The following is a 22192-nucleotide window of genomic DNA, read 5'->3' on the forward strand; positions in this document are numbered from 1 at the left end:
TACATAGGCGGTCAATCGCTACTCATTGAACCTGTGGGAAAGACTCCCCCAGATATTTTTCATAATAATAACCCTCTTTTCCCATTTTATACTAAACCAATTGAATAAATCTATTTTTGATGTTCTTCTTTGATCCACCTCTTTTTTAAATCTCAATTCTTTGTCTTTCCAATCCCCCCTTTGAAGGGTATCACTTGAATGAAAATCCCCTGTAATACAATTCATTACCACAGGGGACCTCTTGAAATTTCAAAATCTATTGCCATTTCTTAAGTAAAGAATTAGCACCATCCTGAAGCATATTGTATGCTTGTTCAGATATCCCCCCATCTTTCTGCTGATGATCAAGCAACTGTTTCAATCCCTTCACGTGCTTGATGACTTTTTCCGATTCCCCTTGATTTTCAAAATGTTTTAATGCTGTTAAGTGGGTCTCCAAAGTTCGCGCAACGTTTTTATCTTCGATATCACCCCACGAATGGACAAGCTCAACAAGTTTCAGTATTGTATTGGCACTCTCGCCTTCCTCCTGTATCAATCGTTCCATCAGCTGCTGTTTGTAAAGACTTGCCAAAGTAACGTGTTTTCCCCTCGACTCCCAATAACCCTCGCTCCGTGGTCTTGAGTCGTAGTTGTTCGGTACAAGTCCAGCGACAACCGGACCAACATGACCGATGGCGTAGTTTTGTGCGGTTGGCGGCTGTTGACTGGTCAAATCCCCTTCCGTATTCCATGTCACGTAATTGGCCCCCGCCCATCCGTGACCGCTACCAAGCCACGCCCGGTCTCGAATCGAAATCTTCGCTTTTACGTTATCAAACAACCCACCGACTGACCACCTATGATGCGGTTCGCTCGTATTGTAGTCCCTTGCGCTACTGCTATCTAAGACAACATTCGGCCCTTGTACTCGGCTATCAACAACAAACGCATGACGCGCCGTTTCCACGTGTACACGTTGTACTAGGCTCAACTGCCCCATTAAATGGTTGGCATACCTACGTCCACCAGTGATGATGCTGATAAAGTCATTGGCTGCGCTGTCCTCAACCGTTATCCACTTGGCATTACGGCTCATTTGTACCAGCGAGTAAGACATGTGGGTGGCTGAAAGATGACGAGCCCAGCCATTTTTAACACTGTTAAATACGACAAAGCGCTCGGCATGGTCTTCATCCGCATAATAAGGATCGGTTTTTCCGTTATCCATGACCGTGTCGGTAATGCTCGGGTCGAAATCACTATCGGCACGCATATTTTCTACTCCGACTTGTTCGATCCTGGAGACATCTGAATATTTCATGAGCTGACCACCGCCCCATTTGTGATCAATTGCGTTCGCAATAGGGGCATCAATGGTGATCTCGTTACCGTCGATTGCAGTAATGACGCGGTCAAAGTCGAGATTGAAAGGCGCCCACTGATTCGTCCCACTAGTGACGCCGGGTCGCATGAAGATGCGGTCCATCTCGATCTCACTGATCCAACGCGCATTTCCAACTCTGCGTACCATAACGCTATCACCGACATTAAATGCAGAGGCATCACCCACATGGAAGGTACGATTGCCAGATGGAACATACAAATCTGTAATCGTTTCCGCCGATGCAGAGTCTATAGAAGGACCGGATCCAGAACCAATCTCGATTAAATTTCTCCGCTCGCTTCCAGTTCCATAAATGAGAGTACCATCTTCTCCCTCCCCGCGTAAAACAACACCGCTCTCATTAATATGCAATGTACCTCCAATATTATAGCGGCCTTTTTTCAATAGGACAGCCCCACGGAACCCGTCTTTATCAATTGGTAACTTCGCTACACGATCAATGGCCTCTTGGATTATCTGTGTGGCGTCTCCATCAACCGGCTCGACTGTTACGGCGACCTTTACATTGGGGATTGTTACACCGCCCCCCATATAACCGCTATTAGAAAAATCTAAAACCCGGTTCCCTTTATAGTCTGGAACATATGTTAAACGATGGTCGTCATTCAAAAACACAATGCTACTTTGCCCTTCAGGAATATCCCCCTGTTGTAAAGCTGTAAAGTAAAATGTATCATAAACCGGATTTTTTCCCGCCTCCTGCAGGGTCAAACGAATCTCGTATTGACCATTTTCGGGAATTTTCCCCGCAATGACAATGTCCTTTTTCTCATCCTTGGCTAATGCATGCTGCGGGATTTGTGCGACCACATCTTCTCCGTCTTTCACCACTTCGCCTGACAATTTTATGGAAACGTTCGCTCGAACATTTAAGGTGGGGAAATCATCTTTAGGTTCAAGTACGGCCGGTTGACCGATTTCCATCTTCATATTAGGGTGTGAAATGTCTGTATGGGCAACATACGATTCAGCAAAAAATTCCTCCGGATCATAAATATATAACCACATATAAGGAGTTGTTAAGGTTTTTCCGTCCGCCAATTCGACCTTTGCTGTCACCATACTTGCTCCTACTTCGACAGCAGTAACTTTTCCAGAAAGGTCGATGGTTACATTTGGGGTCGAGGAATGGTACTGTTTTTTCACTTCGGTTAGGTCTACCTCTTCCCCCGACTTCAATTTTCCTTTTAGTTGGAGTTGATTTGTCTCTCCCTTATTCAGATCAATAAAGGCATTCTCCGAATAAGCCTTCCCGGAATCATCAACAAAATAAATATCTGTCAAATTTATTGGTTTGTCCTCCCCTTCTTCCAATTGATAGATTGCCAGTTCAAAAGTCTGCAAATTTAAATTACGGCTTAAGGTAATATCCAATTTCACATACCGTGCTGTGACAGTATCGAAACTCACTTGTTCATCCTTATTAAATCCAGATATTCCTTCGAACGCTTTTTTCCATGTTTCTCCATCGTCTGAATATAGGATCTCATACTTTCCTATATTGTCCGTCCTATTCCACATCGCATGTAACGTGTTAAATGATTGACGACTCTCTAAATCGATCGTAATCCATACATTACCGTCCGCGCGATCGGCAGCTAACGGTTGCCAATACGTTTTAATATCCCCATCAACAGCATTGCTCGCTTTTCCAACACTCGTGTCACTACTTACAGTAACCGGCTTATTAAGAGCTAAGTTCGAAGCCATCTCTTCCTTTGCTTGCAAGGAAGGCACATAGGAAAATAGCAACAACGCAACTATCAATAGGTTCACAAAGACAAACTTGAATAGGTTTCTTTTCATTGTCCGTCCTCCTCTAATTGTTTGCTAGAAACGGTTAATCATCCTTAAATAAGACCAGCTGGTCACCTGCTTTAGTTTCTAGTTCTATATACTCCCCCGGCACTTGAACCTCTTTGTAATGGTTACAATATACGACTACACGCTCTTCTGGCCATGGATTTTGAATTCGACATGTACGGCCCTTCTCGCTTTCTACTAAAACATATGTCACACTGCCTTCTGAATAGGCACTACTAACAAGAAACGCCCCAACCGCCCTTAGTTTACGAAAACTTGCAGGCTGATCATCTGGCCAAACTGGAAACAGTCTAATGGTTTTTTGATGGCTTTGGAGAAGCATCTCCTGCAAACAAACTGGGACGGCACTTGCATCCTCAATTCCACCTCCCCCGTGATGAATCGACAAATTTTCCAACGACCTCTCTTTACATTCTGTTCGCAAACGATCCAAAATAACACGCGGATCATATCCCACTCTTGCGGCAGCAGCATAATAAGTCGGAAATGCGTTAAAATCGCTCCAACGCTGCATCTCATCTACTGTATCCCAAGCAACAGTAAGTAATTCCGAAGGGCTATCCAAGCCAATCACACCAGCGGGAAACACATGCTGCACAGCCAAAGAATTGCGATGATTCCAATCCATTCCTTCTTCTGTTAAGCGAAACACTGTTTTCCCATTGCGCTCCAAAATCGGATAAGGGCTAAGGTGATCCAAAATGTGGCGCCATTTTTCTCGTCGCCTCTCATCACATTTAAGCTCAACGCTAAGGTCCAATAAAGCCATAAAAATCATACGGATAAAACCAAGCGATAAAATTGGATTTTTCTTGTCTTTCGAACGTTCGTGGATATCGTCATTGTAGATAGCGTAGCAGTTATTCTCGAAAACAAGGTAATCCTCCCAAAAATTACCGACCTCAATTAAAAAGGGATAAACCTTCCCAGCATAATCCATATCATACGTATGATAGATGTGCATGAGCAGATTCACAGCTGCAAAAGCGGCATTCGACTTTTGTCCATGAAAAAACATCGAACAGACCATACCATCTGCTCCTAGCTCAACAGGCATATAGATACCGCGACAGTTCAGCTTTTCCCTTGCGAACTTTTTGCCAAAGGGAAGGAATGCAAGAAGTGGCTCACAATACGATTCCGCAAGGTCAACACGGTTACCTGCATATAGCCCCCAGAATGGTGCCTCATAGTTGTAATTCATCGTGTATGAACCTGTCCAGGCCGGTCGATCTGTCGTAATCCAATTGCCAAAGAGCCCTGGAGGTGTCTTACCGGCACGGATACAAGAGCCTATGATATAATAAGAGGCATAATAATATTTCTCGAGCACGGGATCACCGATCTCAATCTGTGAGGCCGTCCAAAACCTTCGCCACCAGTTACGATGGTCTCGCTTAAGCGTAACGATCTGGTCTTTCTGTCCGTATGTTTCAACAAGGTTTCGCGCAGTGTTGAAATAATCATTCTTGTCACGATTACTAACGATTGCCGTTAAAATGACAATACGGTCTCCGGATACCATGGAAATTTGGGCCTCGACATCATGGAAATTCCATTGATAGCTAGCTTTCCTCCCTAAGACACTGTTAACCACCGCTACCCGCCTCGTTTCGGGAACATTGGTTGAATTTGTGGCATATCTGAACCACATTGAATCATCATCTACCCCATTCTCATAGTTGAATACCTCATTAGTTGTTTTCTCACCTGCATGAAGTTTCATTAAGATGTCCAGTTTCCCTCTAACACACTCCAACTCATTGACAAGCATATTCGAATCGGCTGCAACCCAAGAACAAAGATTGACCTCCACCTGCTCGCCACGAAAAAAACCTTTCACCTCGGCATTGAGAATATCCTGTTCTTGCCGATACTTTGCCTTGTTAAGATCGGGAATGGACAGCGAAAGTTGACCAACTGTTATCATTCGGGCCCCGGTTCTTCTCCCCTGGTCGTTAAGCAGTCGGTCGACCCGCTGTTCCGCTGTTTCCCCAAGATATGGTTGCACCCAGAAATCGCCTTTTCCAATATAAAATGTCTGCTCCTCGGGTCCTCCGCCAATGGCAATTCCGACATCTCCATTCCCTAGAAGCGGAGCATCCGTCCATGTCTCAGTCGGAATGCGCTCAGGAGGTTTGAGAAAAATTCCTTTCCGATCCTCCCACTGTTCTTCACAAAGGTGGATCTCCGCATCTCTCAAGATTCGTTCGATTTTTTCCATGTGTCTCCCTCCTATGATTTCAATCATCGGTCCGTTTATTTCTTAACCTCAAACATTAAAGCGCAAAGCAGTTGATCACCGTAGTTCTTAAGGTTTATTTAGGATTACATCCCCAACTCTTACTTGTTTCCTCTCTACTGACTTGGATTTTTATTATAGTGAAATAAAAATGTGCACCTTCATTCAGTTTAATTGTGTTCATTTCAAGAAAACTTGCAGATGCAATGGCTTCTCGCAAATTCTTACGGATTTTAATTTCTGTTGACCCTTCGGATATCCTTTGACTGACGTTACTGTTGGAGGTAGAAGTATGTCAATCTGTTTTTCCCTGTCAATTGAAACTATAGTAAGCTCCATCTCCCCCTTGTCCATATCCCATTTCATTGAACATTCCACTCCGCCCCTTGCCAACAATGGTCCCGCTTTCCCTCTCTCCCAGCGTGAAGGTAATGCGGGCATAATATGAAGTTCACCAGGGAGGGAAAAAAGTAACATTTCCTGAATTGCCGCGGTCCACCCCATATTGGCGTCAATTTGTACAGGAACCCTTTCCATATCAACACCGATACCCATACCCCGCCAATCATTATGCAGTGTCATGAGGTTGTTCATCAAAGAGAAGCGTGGCAAAATCTCCAAACACTGAAGTGCCTGGTCACCTTTACCCACCCGGGCATAACAGTTAGCCATATGGGTAATGGACCAACCGGTCTGTTCTTTTAATCCGGTGACGTGTCGATTCTCAACTGCCTTCATGAAAGCCCGAAATAAGTCAGGGTCGCTGTGACGAGTTACCTCCGTTCCTGGAAAAATAGGATACAAATGTGACTCGTGCCTATGGTGATCGTTGTCTTCAAAGAATGGATGCATCCATTCTTTGATCGCACCATCCTCATTAGTTTGGTAAGGCGATATTCGATTTAACATCTCCTGCCACTTAGGAATGTCTTCTACATATTTGTCAGCTACCCGTGCTCCATCAATGAGATGAATCAACAATTCCTTGGCAATAGCAAAATCCATCGTTGCATTCATCGTTGTTTGTATCGATTTATGCGCATCCGTTCTAAAATTTCCCGGCGTATTCTCCGGTGAATTGGATGGTGCACTCACGTAATAACCGTCTTCGCCAACGGTAAGAAAGTCTTCATAAAATAGGGCAGTCTCCCGCATAAACGGCAACGCCCGCTTACGTAAAAATTCAACATCTCCCGTATACAAGTAGTAATCATAATAATGCTGGCTCATCCATCCTGCTCCGCCAGTCCAATGAACAATATGGGGGGATGTATGCTTAAGTAAGCCGGAATCGGGAGCAGTTGGAGCTGGGATAAAAATGCCTCGACAACCATAAAGACGCGCAGCATTTAAGCGGAAATCATCCATCAACTTCTCCAGATAATTGAACATAGGTAGTGCAAGTTCTGGCATATTGCCAGAGAATGCCTGCCAGTAGATCATTTGCATATTTTCATTCACCATATGGAAAGCCCAAACAGCATTGTAATCACCACACCATAAACCATATAAATGACAAGGCTGTCCCTCTTCATGTGAACTCGATATAAGTAAATATCTTCCATATGCCCACATTTTCTCTACTAAGACAGTTGGAGTTTCCCCATCGTAAGCCTGCAGAAGCAATTCTTCATTAGACAGTTCACGTCCCGATGCAAATAGATCTAATTCCATAGCTCTAAACAGCCTACCATGTTCGATAACATGTGAAGCCAACAACGATCCATAGCATGGTTTCAACGATGATATTTCCCACTTTAGCCGTTTCCACTCCGTGTGCCTATTTCCTTGTACAAACAGCTTCACGATTACAACGACTGAGTCAGAGTCGCGAACATGAAGTCCTTCCGCCCCGGCTTCCATGTGACCATTGCGGCTAACGACCCGGGCAACCGCACCGAAGTCAGTGCCGTCGTTGTTTTGAGCGGCATAATAAATATACTCTCCCTCGCATTTCGTTTCTTCCTGCTCGGGAAACACAATATCGGGTCGATGTTTATCATGCAATTGAAGAAGGAAGCTTGCCTCGACTTGTTTTGGTCCTTCTCTGCGAATTTCATAGACGACTGCTTGATCAGTTCTAGATACAAATAGCATCCGTTCATATTGTGTCTCGCCGTCTGTCCAGCAAGCAGACACTTCACCTGTTTCCATGTTAAGTTTTCTCCTGTAGTGCTGAAAGGCTTGACGAAGCGGCATAAAGACTTTTAAGTCACCCAGTGGAAGGGGGGAAGCTATTTTTGGCTTATAATTTTTCTCGTTTAACGCATCGGACAACACACGGTCCGCTTTAGAAACATCGCCTTTCAATAATAAATGGCGAACTTCAGTAAGGCGATCACTCACATCAGGCAGTTCCGGTGTACGACCATTTCTCCATAGCCCTTCATGATTGAGTAATACCGTTTCTTCGTGGATTCCACCATATACGGATGCACCAATCCTTCCATTTCCAGAAGGTAAAGCTTCTCTCCACATGGAGTGCCACCAAGAAGCCGGATAACGCATACTAATATTGTTCTTCATCGGATAGTGACCTCCTTCATACATAATCCTCTCAGTTTTCCATTTCGATAACCCCGTTACCTTCCTTATACTTTTCATTCATCTCCTCTAAAATTTCATTTCCTCCTTTTTCCTCATATTCCTTAATCACTTTTGGCCAATCTGAAATCGATTCCTTGCCATAAATCATTTTGATCATATGGTCTATGATCAGTTTTGGACCAACGTCGTCTGCTTGTGGAGCCAAATCAGGATATTTTGAGAACGATTCAGGAGCAGGTACAAACCGGACTGTACCAAGCCCTTCATTAGAAACAATCGTATCTAAGTATTGCATCATGTCACGCCCGTCCTCAGTCAATTCTTCCCTCGCCTTGTTATAAATGCTGTCATGTACAAACCAGAACATGCTGCGGAATCCGTCTTCATCAATCGCCTTAGTTGTAGTAGGTGGTGTAAAATGAACCTTACCGTTTTCTACCGTGTAATCTTCACCTTCAATACCAAAGGAGAAAAAACTTTCTGCTTCCGATGTCGTCATCCACTCAAAAAACTTTATAATCTGGATAGCCTTCTCCTCGGGAACCTCACTATTAATGTAATAGGATGTAACTAGGCTGGAATACAGAAGGTGTCCGCCACGATTTTCAGGTCCATGTGGTGAGGGTATAATTTCAATTTTCGCTTCTGGTTCCGCTTCCTTAATTTTAGTGCGGAAATTGGATAAACCTTGTGCATTGGCTGACCACATACCAGCTTTGCCCGATTCAATGCTTTTGCTATAGTCGGTCATACTAAGCGTGGCAAAGTCTTTCGGAATCAAGCCTTCAGCGTACATTGTCTTATAAGTTTCTAATGCCTTTGTCATATTCTCAATATCAAAGAATTTAGGGACGACATTGCCATTCTGAACTTCGAATTGTGAGGGGAGAACATCAAAGGCCCCAAGTATTGTATCTGCATATTTGAAGTTTTCACGCATTTGATAAGGATTTTCAACCCCAAGTTTTTTAAACGCTTTCATAACCTCCAAAAATTCCTCAACTGTCTTTGGTTGATCTAACCCCGTTTTCTCAAGTAAATCAGCGCGAACAAAAGTAGCTCGCCGAGAAGGGTTGGATAACCAAGAAGGGATGCCATAGATCTTTCCGTTATAACTTGTTTCTTGCCAAGCCGCCTTTGGCACCGCCTTCATAAGATTGGGGGCGTATTCATTCAAAAGGTCATCAAGTGGCATAAAAACTCCTGCCTCCACAGAACCAGACATTCCTGTTGTAGTGGCACCCCCAACATTTTGTACCACATCCGGTATATCGTTCGAAGTAAACATTAGGGACATTTTTTGATCAAAATCTTTTAATGGAAACATTCGTAGATCAATATTCGTATTTGTCAGTTCTTCCAGTTCCTTTACCCATTTTTCTTCATTAATATTTGACGAGCTTTCAGCATATTTGTTTCCACTGGATGTCATTGACATAGAAAAAGTAAGTTTGCCATCTTCCTTATCATCTGCTTTTTGACCTGATGTAGCCCCGCTACATCCTGAAAATACCCCCATCACTAAGACACTAGTTAACAGAAAAACTACCATTTTCCTCACTTTCATTGCCCCTCTCCTTTAAACACTTAGCAAACCTAATTATGACTCAATCTTATATTTTTCCGCCATCGGACAGAATGTTATTTTTTATCATCTTATTGTGTTTTTTTATGGGCTATTGGTGGTGAATGAATGATCGGTATGCAATGGATCGGCGGGCATTAACATACAAACAATTGTCCCTCCTCCTTCTCGTTGATGAATTTGTAAACCATACTGTTCACCATACGCCATTCGGATACGCTTATGGACATTGGTTAGTCCAATGCTTCCTTTGGATGCTTGTGATTGTAAAGACTCTTCGTCCAATAGAGAACTCGTTTGCAATTTGCTCAATAACTTAATTAATTGTTCTCTTCTGATGCCGGCACCGTTATCCTCCACTATAACTAAAAATATACCACCTTCCACCGCGGTCTTAATACGTATAAAATGATCAGCGTTTCTCCCATTGGGAAAGCCGTGATTGATCACATTTTCCACAAGAGGCTGCAAGGTAAGCCGAACCATCTTGTATAATAAATATTCCTCATCAACTGCCACCTCAATTTTAAAATCAGTCCCAAAACGGTGTTTCAAAATAGCGGAATAATGAAGGACATGTTCTAACTCTTCCTCTACGGTTACTTCTTTTAAATTTGTCTGTACAGAATACCTTAGCATATAGGAAAGAGATTTGATGATTTCCTCAATTTCGGGTGAATCCTTAACAGCAGCATAACAAACAATTGTTTCCAATGTGTTATACAGAAAATGAGGATTTATTTGCATTTGCAACGCCTGAAATTCAGCTGTTTGGCGTGCAAGTAAAACTTTTTGATTATGCAACCTAGTCTCATACACGCGCTCAATTAATTCAGATAACTTGTACACCATTCGGTTATAGCTTTCTGTCAAGTCAGCAATTTCATCCTTTCGATGAGATGGTGGAATGATAGACCAGTTTCCACTTTCTGTCTGCTGCATACTTTTTCTTAGGGTTTGAATGGGTCTAGTGATTGATCGTCCAAAACGATGGGAAATCCACAACGCTAATACCAGGGTCATGAGTCCAACCGTAATGCTCGTCATGCGAATAACGGAAACAGGCGCCCGTAACATGTTGTATGAATTTGAAATAATAAGATGCCAACCAGAATAATCTGAACGGCGGGTCATATAGACCCTTTTAGGTCGGTGCTCCTTGTCTATAAAATATTCCTCGGGCGATCTCAACAGGCGATGTTTAAGATCCCCATCTAACTGAGTACCAATTTTATAACGTTCCGGGTGAAAAATGATACTTCCATTCTCATCAACGATGGAAAAATATCCTTCCTCCCCCAATTCAATTCCTTTCCATAAATTCGAAAGTTCTGCGGAATTCATTTCTACCGCCAATATGCCTTCAAATTGTGTTGAGGAAAGTCCACGTATTTTACGGGCCAAAGTAATGACGGGACCGGTACTATGATCTAAAAAGCTCTTTCCAAAGATACTAACCTTTCCATCGTTTTGTGTTTGGGCTTTTAAAACTTTCAATTGTTCGGCTACTTCTGCAGATGTGAATGAGGATCCTTGCATATTGTTGTAATCATAAACAGCATTCCCGTTATAACTAATAATGTAAATAGAAATCACATCCGGGTTATGGATAAAAATAGGTCGAAAGTGCTCCTTCATTAAGGAACGATAATAATAGCGATCATACCCCTCAAGGGGTGGCTGGTCGATAAACTGCTTGATGTCTTTATTCATTATTAAAGATACAATCGAACGTTCGTAAGATTTTAAGTAGGCGTCTGAATGATTAAGTGCATTGTTTATAATTTGTTCCATGTATTTGTAATTTTGTTCATCCAATTGTCTTGAGGATTGTTCGTAAGTAAACCAACCAACTGAAGTTAGGGAGAACACACTAATCACCAGAAAGCAAAAAAACAATTGACGAGCTAAACTATTTCTCATAATGGCCCCCTGACAACCTATCAACCTCTCAATTTTCCTTAATGACCGCCACCCAAAGGAGAAAGTCGGATATTTTTAGATTCATTAAAACTATACCCTTGATATCTTTCGGTTGGACCTTTTATTATTTAATCCCTAGCTTCTTACGATAGGCAGATGGCGTGTATCCAGTTACCGTTTTAAACACTTTCGAAAAATGCGGGTAATCTTCATAACCAACTTCTGCCGCTATATCAACAATTCGAATGTAGGGAACCGCCAATTGCCTTTTCGCTTTTTCAATTCGTTTCTTGGTACGATATTGAACAAAGGTTTCATTTGTCATGTTCTTGAAAAATGCGCTGAAATAAGAAGTACTCATACCGATTACTTCAGCAACACTTTCCAAGGTAAGTTCTTCTGATAAATGATGGTCGATATATGATTTGGCCGTTTCAAGTGGGTCTTTAATATTGCCATTTCGCCACTTAACCAGGTCATTACCAACTTGGCGTAATTGCGCTCTAAAATGTCCGAAAGGGCTTTCATAGTCAACATAAGACTTCATTTCCTCTATGGGACTTATAGGAGTAAATTGTCGTTCCCCTAATCGTCTGATTAACATTTTCATACAGTCATTCAAAAGATTCCTAATTTGAAATACATTCATTCGTGTCGATAAATCTTCTTCCCACTGTAAAACACATTTTTCAATTTCATCCCATTGTAACAACCATAAATGCTCTTCTATTCGTTTCACCCAATCCTCACACTCCAAGAGAAATACGGAAGGGTATGAATGCGCTGTCAAAATATCATCCATCACTTTTTGCACATCTTTTGTCGTTATGGGCTTTAGTAAATAACGATTTACCCCATAAGACATGCATGTTTGGGCATATTCAAAATCGTCGTAACCGGAAATAACCACCATGATAATATTTCGGTATTGCTTATTAATACGTTTGCACAGCTCCATTCCATTCATTTTTGGCATATGGATATCAACAAATAGGATATCAGGTACGTATTCGTTAATGAGCTCAAGAGCATGCAAACCATCATAGGCTGTACGAATGGAAGAAAAAGAATGTTGATACTGTGACGCCATCTTAGCAATGCCATTTCGGATAACCCTTTCATCATCAGCTACTAATAGATGCATAACAGTCATCGTCCCCCTTTTAAATAAATTATTTTCTCCAATAGGCTCCATCATACTTTGTGGGTATTGGCCATAACGATCATCATACGTGTTCTATCCATTAGGCTGGACATATTAATTTGTCCATCTTGACTACAACCCTCACCTTAACGCATAGGTTTGTTCACTTGGAAAGCACCTTCTTCTTGGCATTTTTTGGGATTCCCTAAAGACAAAAAATTGCGACAATCTAATTTTATTAGATTAGTGAACAAATGAAAATGGAATATAATAATATCTTTTTGTCTTATAATAAGCCGAATGAAATGGCTACAAACTTCTTGCTTAAGTAAATGATTGGAAAACAATCATATTCATAACCTATCTCCATATCGTAAAAAAACACAACTTAATAAAAATTTACACATCGTTTATCACGGTTAAGACGTTGTAAAATAAAGTAAGGGTTACTGAATGACCAATTCGCTCTCGATATTTTCTAGTCAGTTTATCAGGAATACATTCTTTACATAGGCCGTAATCAAAGGAGAGAGTTCGATGGCAAGTAAAATAGAAACATCCGCTCGTCTGGTTTCCCGTCATCCGAATAAGGGGAGTACGTTTCGATTTATCTGGAAATATAAAGCACTTTATTTAATATCGTTACCAGGAATTGTTTATTTTTTGTTATTTAAATACGTTCCCATGCTCGGATCCGTTATTGCTTTTCAGGATTACAATATATTCAAAGGGATTACGGGCAGCCCTTGGGTCGGTTTGGATCACTTCCAGAGAATGCTGGAATATCCCGAGTTTTTGACCATACTGAAAAACACGTTACTGATTGGGCTCTACGATCTTATTTTTGCTTTCCCTATCCCGATCATTCTCGCTTTACTGCTAAATGAAATTCGAATCACTTTACACAAACGAATTTTGCAGACAGTCGTTTATATGCCGCATTTTTTATCTTGGGTAATTATTGGTGGGATTGCGGCCGGAATATTATCACCACGTACCGGTTTCATAAACTTGGTATTAGGATGGTTCGGGATTGACCCCATTTACTTCCTTGGTGAGAACGATTATATCCGAAGTATTTTGGTTGGTGCTGGCATTTGGAAGGACAGCGGCTGGGGCACAATTATTTATTTAGCCGCCCTTGCTGGCATTCATCCAAGCCTTTATGAAGCCGCTTCCATTGATGGAGCAAACCGTTGGAGGCAGACACTTTCCATTACACTCCCTGCAATACTTCCAACAATTGTTATGTTGTTTTTATTGCAATTTGGAAATTTCCTTGATTTTGGGTTTGAACGTGTCTATGTGTTCTTAAATTCCCTTAATACAGAAAATGGGGACATTCTTGACACATATATTTATAGGGTTGGATTGCTGAATAGACAGTATAGTTATACAACGGCTATTGGGTTATTTAAGTCTGTAGTCGGATTTCTCTTAATCATCATTGGTAATTCCCTAAGCAAAAAAGCGACAGGTGAGGGATTATATTAACATTTGGAGGGGCAAATATGAAGATGGGCAAAGGAGAACGGGTATTTCAAATTTTCAATTACGGATTGCTTGTATTGATCAGCTTAATGATGGTGCTTCCTATTATTCATGTAATAGCACAGTCCTTTAGCAGTAACGTTGCCATCAATTCCGGGAAAATTACTTTTTTTCCCATAGAATTTGTCCTTTCTAATTACGAGGCAGTGATTGGTGATCACTCTGTTTGGAGAGCATTTCTCATTAGTGTCATCGTTACCGTTGGCGGAACTTTTATTAACCTTATGGCTACCTCGTCATTAGCATACCCATTATCACGATCGGAATATGTCGGTAGAAAGGTAGTCTTGATCATGGTACTTCTAACCTTGGTGTTTCAAGCACCTCTCATTCCAAATTATTTATTGATTAAGGAATTGCAAATGCTTGACACGTTATGGGCTTTGGTGATACCAGGTGCGATTAGTACATTTAATTTTTTTATCATGCGTTCTTTCTTTATGAACATTCCTAAAGAATTGATTGATTCAGCGCGTATAGACGGCAGTGGAGAAATACGTGTTTTATGGAATATCGTCTTACCGTTATCCAAACCCGTCATGGCAACGATGGGAATATTTTACGCAGTAACACACTGGAATGCCTATTCAAATGCACTTTATTTCATCAATGATCGGACGTTGTATCCTTTGCAGGTCCGCCTTCGGGAAATTGTTATGAGCGACTACTTCGGGCAGGCTAATTCGATGGTAGAGGAAATAGCAGGGACAATGTCACCAGAAGGGATTAAGATGGCGGTGATTGTCATCTCCACCCTACCAATTATGTTAGTGTATCCTTTTTTGCAAAAGCATTTTGTGAAAGGTGCAATGATTGGTTCTATTAAATCTTAATGTAAAGAGAACAGGTGAAAGGAGACTTTTTTATAAAAAAACTACTTGTAGTTGCTTTTATTTTTATTGTCTTTTCATTATAGCCTGTTCAAACAAAACGAATAAAGAAGGAGGAGAAGCACACGATTTTGGAAACCTAATAAGGAAGAGGAATGTAATGTAAAAACGAAATCTATCGGTTAGAGGGAGTGATGAACGGTCTAAAAATATCCGACGTTTCCTTTTGTCAGAAACAAAAACAAATTAAAAATGCGGAAGGATGTAAATGATGAATTTACTTAAAGGAAGTCGCGCGGTATGGGTAGTTTTTGTGGTTTCTGTACTATTGTTAGGGGCTTGTACAACGAAAGGAGCAAAAGGGCCAGCAGATGGTGATGTTAAAAATACAGCTACAGAATTGGAAAAAGATCGCGAACCGATCACAATGAATTTATTTTTACAATTCGACTGGGAATATATTAAAGAAGATATCGAGGAAGAGTTTCCTTTTATTACTGTTGAACATATTCGTGTCGCACCGGATGAATGGAAGGAGAAAATCGCCCAAGGGGTTTTTCCTGATTTGATTTGGTATGAAGGACCGAGGAGATTCCTTGAAGCAAGTGAACTGGAATTGCCTATGGATCTGGATCCATTAATAGAAAAACACAATTATGATCTTAGTCGATTTCAACCGGAAATTATTGAAACATTACGTAGTTTTACGGACAATTCGGAGTTGTACGCTTTGCCCAAGCAGACATCACCTTACGCCTTGCATTATAACAAAACGATTTTTGACGAATTCGGCGTAGATTATCCGTCTGATGACATGACTTGGACGGAAGTGGCTGATCTAGCGCGTCAGGTGACGGGCGAGCGAAACGGTGTTCATTATTATGGATTGCTGCCAAGGGCACATGATCGAGCCTTAATCAATTATACTTTGTTAGATCCGGATACTGATGAGCCGATCATTGACAGTACCTCATTTATCAAAACATTTATGGAAACGTTTCAAAATATTTATGCTATTCCAGATAACTTACCTGAAAATGAGAAGGATCTTTTAGATCCCCGGAGTCTTTTCGTGAATGGCCAGCTGGCAATGATGCCGATCTGGTCTAGTATAACAGGAATGACAGAAAATCCGGGGAATGTCGATATTGCCACTTACCCAAGCTGGGACGAATTCCCGAATACCCAGCCCGAATCGCGTTCCCACAGTATCGGTATTACCTCGACTGCTCAAGATCCTGATTTGGCCTTTGAGGTGCTGTCCTACCTAGTATCCGATGAGTATTTAATGAACAAAACGGACTTTGAAGCACCTGCCCGTTTACCATTTTCAGACCAATCCTTGATCAATGAATATGAAGTAGATCCAATATATCAGGATTTGCACTTGGAGGCCCTGTCCAAACATCCCTTTGCCAAAGGACCGGCGAAACGTTCCAAATACGAGTTGACCGTCATGAATGAATTAATCCCTGAAATGATCACTGAGATAGCTTACACTCAGAAAGACGTGAACACGGTCTTGCGGGAAACGCAGGAGAAGGCGGAAGCGCTAGTCAAGGATCTTAAAGCGAACCAATAAATAATCGAGTAAGCAAAATAATATAGAATGCCAATTGTCCTGGGTGTCACAACCTACTGATTTTATCTCTAGGAAATACGAGGTATTTTCAATCTACCGGAATACGCTAACCTTTGCGAAGCCCTCAAGATGCATACGAAGGGATGTTGGAGAATGCGATGAACAAGAATGTAAACTAAATGCCTCTTTTATGAAAGATTGCTCAAATAACTGACACATGGGATGTAAGCTTAATTGCATATCTTTAACGGTGATTTTCATAGAACCCTTTTTTCAAAGGATGGTTCAGTTAGATTAAATACCACGTACTGATCAGGTATTAGCTATTCTCTTGACATCCTTTTACAACATTATGGCTCCCTATTCATCTGTCGATATTTTGTTGGCGAAAAGCCTGTGAATCGCTTAAATACTTTCGAAAAATAATAAATGTCCAACCCAACTTGCTCTGCGACCTCTGCTATCGTTTGATCAGTGTTTTGAAGCAGGTATTGCGCTTGCTTCATTTTTTTTTGATTAATGAAGGCAATAGGAGAGAGACCGAGAATAGATTTAAAGTAGTGCATAAAGTAATTAGGGTGGAGATTTGCAAGTTCCGCAAGTGTTTCTACTTTAATTTTTTCAGATAGATGTTGATCAATATACTTTAATACTGTGTTAATATTATGGACAGAAGAAAAGTCAGTTTTTAACACCGATTGCTCAATAAACTGCGAAATGAAATCGAACAAAATAGATTTTATTTTAATTGGTGCCGAAAGCTGATCGCTATGATAAAGGTCGATCAGCATATTAAATTGTTTGGCTGTTTTTTGTTTTTCCTGCACGTCTAAAAAATGGGGAACATGAATTGCTTTAAATAGGTCCATCTCGCCAATCGTAGCTGTGAAATGACACCAGAATTTTAAATAAGTGTCGTCGCTTATGGTGGAATAGGAGTGCCTTGTCCCGGATGGCATAATGAACAATTGTCCCGGTAGGGGAGTATAAACCGTTTCATCGATTTTTATCCGTCCTTCTCCTTCCAAAATAAAGTAAAGGCGATTAAACGGTTCCAGGGATAGTTTCTTTTGCCAATTCGGTTTCACTTTTGTCAGGTTTCCGGCGATCATATGAACTTGTAAATTTTCAATGTATTGAATCATCATCTCAAGTGATTGTGCCTTCATTATTTCACCCTATTAAAGTTTTGAGAATGACAAAATTGATACAATTACATGAATATATAATATATTGGAATCTAGATCGAGACACAAATTCTAATGGTAAGGAACGTGTAGATCGAATTGTTGAGGATTGTCTCTAGCATAATTTAAAATATAAAATTGCATCTATTCTCGTTTATGAAAATAGTCGACTTCTGCTAAATTAAATATGTTACCATTAATATTACAGTAACATTAAAGGATAGAAGTTTCAACTTCCATTGGCATTAAACGAAAAATCTCATGTGACAACTGCGAAAAAAAATTAGTACAAATAAAACAAATAAGTGACACCCATGCTTTGATGCCACTTTTTAGTCCATTGTAAAACAGCATTTTTTATAAGCTACATTTACTTTTTCATTTACTTCTTATTTTTCTCTTCTTCTATCTTGGCTTCATATTTTTCCTGCATTTCACGAATAAATGTGTTGACATCTGTACCTGATTCCCTATACTCCTCGACGAACTCCGTTGTCATCTCTCCAATAAAGTTACCTCCATATAACAAAACATCTGGACCATATGGAGAATATTCGGCTGGTTCAGCGGGGGTTCCCGAGTAAATACCTTCAATATTAAGTCCTTCTACTTTTTCACCATCTTTATAGGCTAAATAAGAACGTATTTCTGCATCACCTAATACAGGAGCTACTCCAATTTTCGCCATATTAATTTGCTGCTCCTTGGAAGTGATAAATTCTAACAATTTAAATGCCGCTTCTTTATGTTCACTTTCCGGACTAATTGCTAGTGTTAAAGGTAAATTGTTTGGAGCAACATTCGGATTATCGGGCCAGCTTGGAAAAGAGACTACATCAAAATCTAATCCTTCTGTCTCTAGAAAAACTGGAATATTCGAGACTGTTCTTAAATTCATAGCAACATTTCTGCCTTCCAATCCAGACTTATCGTCAGGATTATCCGGAATATTTCCAGGGATATCGTGGATTTTTTTTATTAAATTAAAATACTGGGCATATTCGGGTTTTTGGTCAAATAAAACCTCACCAGTCTCAGGATCTGTCCCCGTCACCGAAAGTTGTAGAATCGCTTGTGAAAGGCTGTGAGTTTCAAGTCCATAATATTGCGTTCCATCTCTTTCTCCAGTTACTTTCGTTGCAAGATCAATTACTTCATCCCAAGTCATCCCATCTGTCGGGTAATTCACACCAAATTTATCAAAGATTTCTTTATTGTAAAATAAACCAATTACAACATCTTCCACTGGAATCCCTAATAAGTGTCCTTCTCCTTCAGGGTCACGTGAACGAATTGCTTCAATGGCACCCTCACGAAATTTATTCAAATCCATATTATTCTTTTCTACCAAATCATCGAGCGGATATACCATATCAAGCTCATTCATTTCCTCAAAGTCACCTAAAACGAGAGAAACATCAGGTACAATATTCTTTGAAAATAGTTCCTCAAATGCCTCTGTATCTGTCCAGGCGGAGATTGGCTCAATTTTAATATTCGGATATTGAGCCTCGAAATCAGCCTTGAATCGACTCTCTACCTGTTCTTCACTCCATGGTGCAACAAACGTTAGTGTAACCTCTTCATCTGAATCCTCTTCATTTGCTTCTACATTTGTCTTTTCTTCAGATTCCTCTTTTTCTTTACTCTCCTCTTTTCCCCCTGTGTTACTACTGCAAGCTGAAAGTAATAGCAATAATAATATTGCAAAAAAAACAATCCCTTTTTTAGATAGTTTCATAGCCATTCCCCCTCATATAATGCATTTTTTAAAACGTTTACATTTAAAAAAGATAGAAAACCGAAATGATTATTCATCAAATTTTACTGTTCCTACTACAGAGTTCCTACGGCGTCTGTCCCAAAATGTTCTACGCAAAATGGGAATCTGCCAATTTCGTAACTGAATAAAATGTAAAGCATTACAGGTCATTCGAACGCCTTTCTGTTACCGGTAATCTTACCGTAACAAACCTCATGATAATTGTCAATTGGTATTTAGAACATTCAAATAATTTTTTATTGGGAACACAATAAGCGAAAAACGGGTCCCTATTAACCATTTTTTCATGACGAAATTCGGTTATTCAATTTATCAAAAGTGCTTTTTTCTATAGATCATAATGAAATGTTGCACATTTTCACCTATAATTGGTATGATATATACGGATGATGACCGAATGATATATAATGGTTTATCTCTTTTTTGCAACATGGATGAGGGGGGGGCGAGAATTGGTCACGATTTATGATATAGCCAAAAAGGCAAATGTTTCTGCGATGACGGTGTCTCGCGTGATTAATAATTCTGGGAGCATTAGCCAAAAAACGAGAGAAAAAGTAGAAGCTGTTATCAAAGAGCTAGGCTATATTCCAAATAGCTCAGCAAGAAGTTTAACCTCGAAAAAAACAAAAATACTCTCCTTAATGGTGACAGATATTACCAATCCATTCTTTACCAATATCGCCAGAGGGGCTGAAGATAAAGCGATGCAAATGGGCTACCAGCTTATGTTATGTAATAGTGATGAAAATGTTGAAAAGGAATCCAAGTATATTGATATGTTGATCTCAACAGGGACTGATGGAGTTTTAGCAGCTCCTGCAAATGATTCTTCGAAGAAAAACTTACAGAAATTGGCTAAGTATAAAATTCCTTATGTTTTGCTTGACCGATATATCGATGATGTAGCCTCTGACCAAATTTTAAGTGATAATGAGATGACGACTCGGAGATTATTGGAGCATTTAATTAAACAAGGCCATCGAAAAATAGCGATTATCAACGGACCTTTAGATATTGCGACTGCAAGGGAACGGCATCATGCATATCTTGATACATTGAGCCTGCATGAATTACCAATAAATGAAAAATGGATTCATCAGAGTCATTTTTTGCAGGATAGCGATATTTCAGAGACTATCAAAAAATTACTTGAATTACCTGAAGCAGAACGTCCGACAGCCATTTTTGCGACTAGTAATTTCATTGGGATGAATGCGGTTAAATTTTTAAAGGTAAATGCGATCAAAATACCACAAGACATTGCTGTTGTTTGTTATGATAGCATTCCTAATTATTTAGGAAATGAACCTTTTTTAACCGCTGCGGAGCAACCTTCTTATAATTTTGGCTATTTAGGTGCACAATTACTGATTGAACGAATTGAAAATACCGCACCAGAAATACCAAGAAAAATTGTGCTTCCATCTGAAATTCATCTTAGGGAATCATCGGCTTTCAAGAGATAAGCAAAGGTACCGTCTTTGTGCGATGACTTGGACTATTGAATGCGGACTATGAACTATGGTGGACGAAGTTCAAGTCATTGAATCCTAACCTCTAGCCATTGCGGATTGAGCATAAGCTATCACTAGGGCCGCTAGATGATGGTGTTGAGCAATTTTCGATAACAAATAGAAAGCCGATAATCTTCTAGATAGAAAAGATCTCGGCCCTTTCTTTTATTCCATATCTAAAACAATACTTTGGAAATTATTGATTTCCTTTACGAGCGCAGTTTTAGTTTTTCACCATAATTTCAACCGTAAACAGACCAGCTTTTCCGTATTCCTAACTTCTGAATCTGCAGTTGTGTCAATTATGGGAATACTTTCCCCGTTAAATTCTTACAAAAGAACATGTAGCAAAAGGGTATATAAGATTTATCAAGATACTTTATTTATTTCTCTTGCTGCTCATCTTTATCCTGTTTTTCCTCTTTCGGCAGAAATTCAAATATTTCCCCTGACCGAATCGTATCTGATAATCGTCCTAACCATTTATAATATATCTTTGACTCCTCAAATAGCTCGATATATTCTTTGGCTATATCCTTAGTCTCAGCTGACACATCGTCTGATGCTATAATGTCATTTAGGATCTTTTCGCCATCTATAATCACATTCAGATTTGTTCTGACTTCACGATCCCACATTTTCTTATAGAATGTCACAAATGATTCAAAAAAGTCCTTTTCAGCAACGTATAAATGTTTCCTTGATCCTCGTTGATAGATTCGTTTTACCATCCCATTTTCCTGGAGTTTACGGACACCTGTACTCATGCTAGGCTTACTCATATTCAACTCTTCTCGCATTTCATCTAAATTCATTTCGTTGTTAAAATACATTGTTGCATATAGTGTGCCAGCTGAAGGAGCGACACCATATAAATCCATCGTTTCTGAAATGGCTCCAATGACTTTGTTTTTTATATCTGCTATTTTTTCCCTTGCCTGATCATCTTGACTATTCAACCCTTTTCACCTCTATGCCTTATTTATTCTATCCTGGGTGAATTCTTTAAATAGGATGTAATGTCATTGATAGTCCGAAATGTAGATTAACTAAACCAATTTACAAAATTCCCTATTATCATTCGTAAATA

General features: G+C 40.1%; 13 protein-coding genes. 4 read left to right on the plus strand and 9 right to left on the minus strand.

What is annotated here, in order from left to right:
- Positions 1–256: 256 nt before the first annotated feature.
- The 6 genes from IPU53_RS09690 to IPU53_RS09715 all read right to left on the minus strand — a co-directional run bounded on the left by IPU53_RS09690 (position 257) and on the right by IPU53_RS09715 (position 12652).
- Complete coding sequence (locus IPU53_RS09690) at positions 257–3193, minus strand: discoidin domain-containing protein (RefSeq protein WP_207450234.1); 2937 nt, start codon at positions 3191–3193, stop codon at positions 257–259.
- 34 nt (positions 3194–3227) lie between these two features.
- Complete coding sequence (locus IPU53_RS09695; protein ID WP_207450235.1) at positions 3228–5435, minus strand: glycosyl hydrolase family 95 catalytic domain-containing protein; 2208 nt, start codon at positions 5433–5435, stop codon at positions 3228–3230.
- Positions 5436–5633: 198 nt separating this feature from the next.
- Positions 5634–8057 (minus strand): glycosyl hydrolase family 95 catalytic domain-containing protein, encoded by a 2424-nt coding sequence (locus tag IPU53_RS09700; protein ID WP_242698203.1) that lies wholly within the window; start codon positions 8055–8057, stop codon positions 5634–5636.
- Entirely contained in the window at positions 8011–9567 is a 1557-nt protein-coding gene (locus IPU53_RS09705; protein ID WP_207450236.1) for an extracellular solute-binding protein, read from the minus strand. The genes IPU53_RS09700 and IPU53_RS09705 overlap by 47 nt, the downstream gene beginning before the upstream one ends.
- Before the next feature lie 102 nt (positions 9568–9669).
- Complete coding sequence (locus IPU53_RS09710; protein ID WP_207450238.1) at positions 9670–11508, minus strand: sensor histidine kinase; 1839 nt, start codon at positions 11506–11508, stop codon at positions 9670–9672.
- 124 nt (positions 11509–11632) lie between these two features.
- Complete coding sequence (locus IPU53_RS09715; RefSeq protein WP_207450240.1) at positions 11633–12652, minus strand: response regulator transcription factor; 1020 nt, start codon at positions 12650–12652, stop codon at positions 11633–11635.
- Between the two features lie 537 nt (positions 12653–13189).
- On the opposite strand from IPU53_RS09715, the gene IPU53_RS09720 reads away from it, so the two are divergent.
- The 3 genes from IPU53_RS09720 to IPU53_RS09730 all read left to right on the plus strand — a co-directional run bounded on the left by IPU53_RS09720 (position 13190) and on the right by IPU53_RS09730 (position 16615).
- Positions 13190–14146: an ABC transporter permease gene (locus tag IPU53_RS09720; protein ID WP_207450242.1), complete on the plus strand. Its 957-nt coding sequence runs from the start codon at positions 13190–13192 to the stop codon at positions 14144–14146.
- A gap of 17 nt (positions 14147–14163) precedes the next feature.
- Positions 14164–15036 carry a carbohydrate ABC transporter permease gene (locus IPU53_RS09725; protein WP_207450244.1) on the plus strand — a complete coding sequence of 291 codons (873 nt, stop codon included), beginning with the start codon at positions 14164–14166 and terminating at the stop codon, positions 15034–15036.
- 265 nt (positions 15037–15301) lie between these two features.
- Complete coding sequence (locus IPU53_RS09730) at positions 15302–16615, plus strand: extracellular solute-binding protein (protein WP_207450246.1); 1314 nt, start codon at positions 15302–15304, stop codon at positions 16613–16615.
- A gap of 350 nt (positions 16616–16965) precedes the next feature.
- On the opposite strand, the gene IPU53_RS09735 is transcribed toward IPU53_RS09730, so the two are convergent.
- Together IPU53_RS09735 and IPU53_RS09740 are read right to left on the minus strand one after the other, a co-directional pair.
- Entirely contained in the window at positions 16966–17784 is an 819-nt protein-coding gene (locus IPU53_RS09735) for a helix-turn-helix domain-containing protein (RefSeq protein WP_207450248.1), read from the minus strand.
- A 400-nt stretch (positions 17785–18184) separates the two neighbouring features.
- Positions 18185–19543 (minus strand): ABC transporter substrate-binding protein, encoded by a 1359-nt coding sequence (locus tag IPU53_RS09740; protein ID WP_207450250.1) that lies wholly within the window; start codon positions 19541–19543, stop codon positions 18185–18187.
- Positions 19544–20037: 494 nt separating this feature from the next.
- Between IPU53_RS09740 and IPU53_RS09745 the strand changes: the two genes are divergently transcribed.
- Positions 20038–21054, plus strand: a complete 1017-nt coding sequence (locus tag IPU53_RS09745) for a LacI family DNA-binding transcriptional regulator (protein WP_207450252.1) — start codon at positions 20038–20040, stop codon at positions 21052–21054.
- A gap of 431 nt (positions 21055–21485) precedes the next feature.
- Here IPU53_RS09745 and cudC read toward each other — a convergent pair whose 3' ends face one another.
- On the minus strand, positions 21486–22061 hold the full coding sequence (gene cudC, locus IPU53_RS09750; RefSeq protein WP_207450254.1) for a choline uptake/conversion transcriptional regulator CudC: 576 nt from the start codon (positions 22059–22061) through the stop codon (positions 21486–21488).
- Positions 22062–22192 lie beyond the last annotated feature (131 nt).

The sequence above is a fragment of the Bacillus sp. SD088 genome, from assembly GCF_017355205.1.
Lineage (GTDB): Bacteria > Bacillota > Bacilli > Bacillales > Bacillaceae_C > Lederbergia.

Coding starts and splice junctions, on each gene's coding strand:
- IPU53_RS09690 (WP_207450234.1), bottom strand. CDS start 3,193: ATGAAAAGAAACCTATTCAAGTTTGTCTTTGTGAACCTATTGATAGTT.
- IPU53_RS09695 (WP_207450235.1), bottom strand. CDS start 5,435: ATGGAAAAAATCGAACGAATCTTGAGAGATGCGGAGATCCACCTTTGT.
- IPU53_RS09700 (WP_242698203.1), bottom strand. CDS start 8,057: ATGAAAAGTATAAGGAAGGTAACGGGGTTATCGAAATGGAAAACTGAG.
- IPU53_RS09705 (WP_207450236.1), bottom strand. CDS start 9,567: ATGAAAGTGAGGAAAATGGTAGTTTTTCTGTTAACTAGTGTCTTAGTG.
- IPU53_RS09710 (WP_207450238.1), bottom strand. CDS start 11,508: ATGAGAAATAGTTTAGCTCGTCAATTGTTTTTTTGCTTTCTGGTGATT.
- IPU53_RS09715 (WP_207450240.1), bottom strand. CDS start 12,652: ATGCATCTATTAGTAGCTGATGATGAAAGGGTTATCCGAAATGGCATT.
- IPU53_RS09720 (WP_207450242.1), top strand. CDS start 13,190: ATGGCAAGTAAAATAGAAACATCCGCTCGTCTGGTTTCCCGTCATCCG.
- IPU53_RS09725 (WP_207450244.1), top strand. CDS start 14,164: ATGAAGATGGGCAAAGGAGAACGGGTATTTCAAATTTTCAATTACGGA.
- IPU53_RS09730 (WP_207450246.1), top strand. CDS start 15,302: ATGATGAATTTACTTAAAGGAAGTCGCGCGGTATGGGTAGTTTTTGTG.
- IPU53_RS09735 (WP_207450248.1), bottom strand. CDS start 17,784: ATGAAGGCACAATCACTTGAGATGATGATTCAATACATTGAAAATTTA.
- IPU53_RS09740 (WP_207450250.1), bottom strand. CDS start 19,543: ATGAAACTATCTAAAAAAGGGATTGTTTTTTTTGCAATATTATTATTG.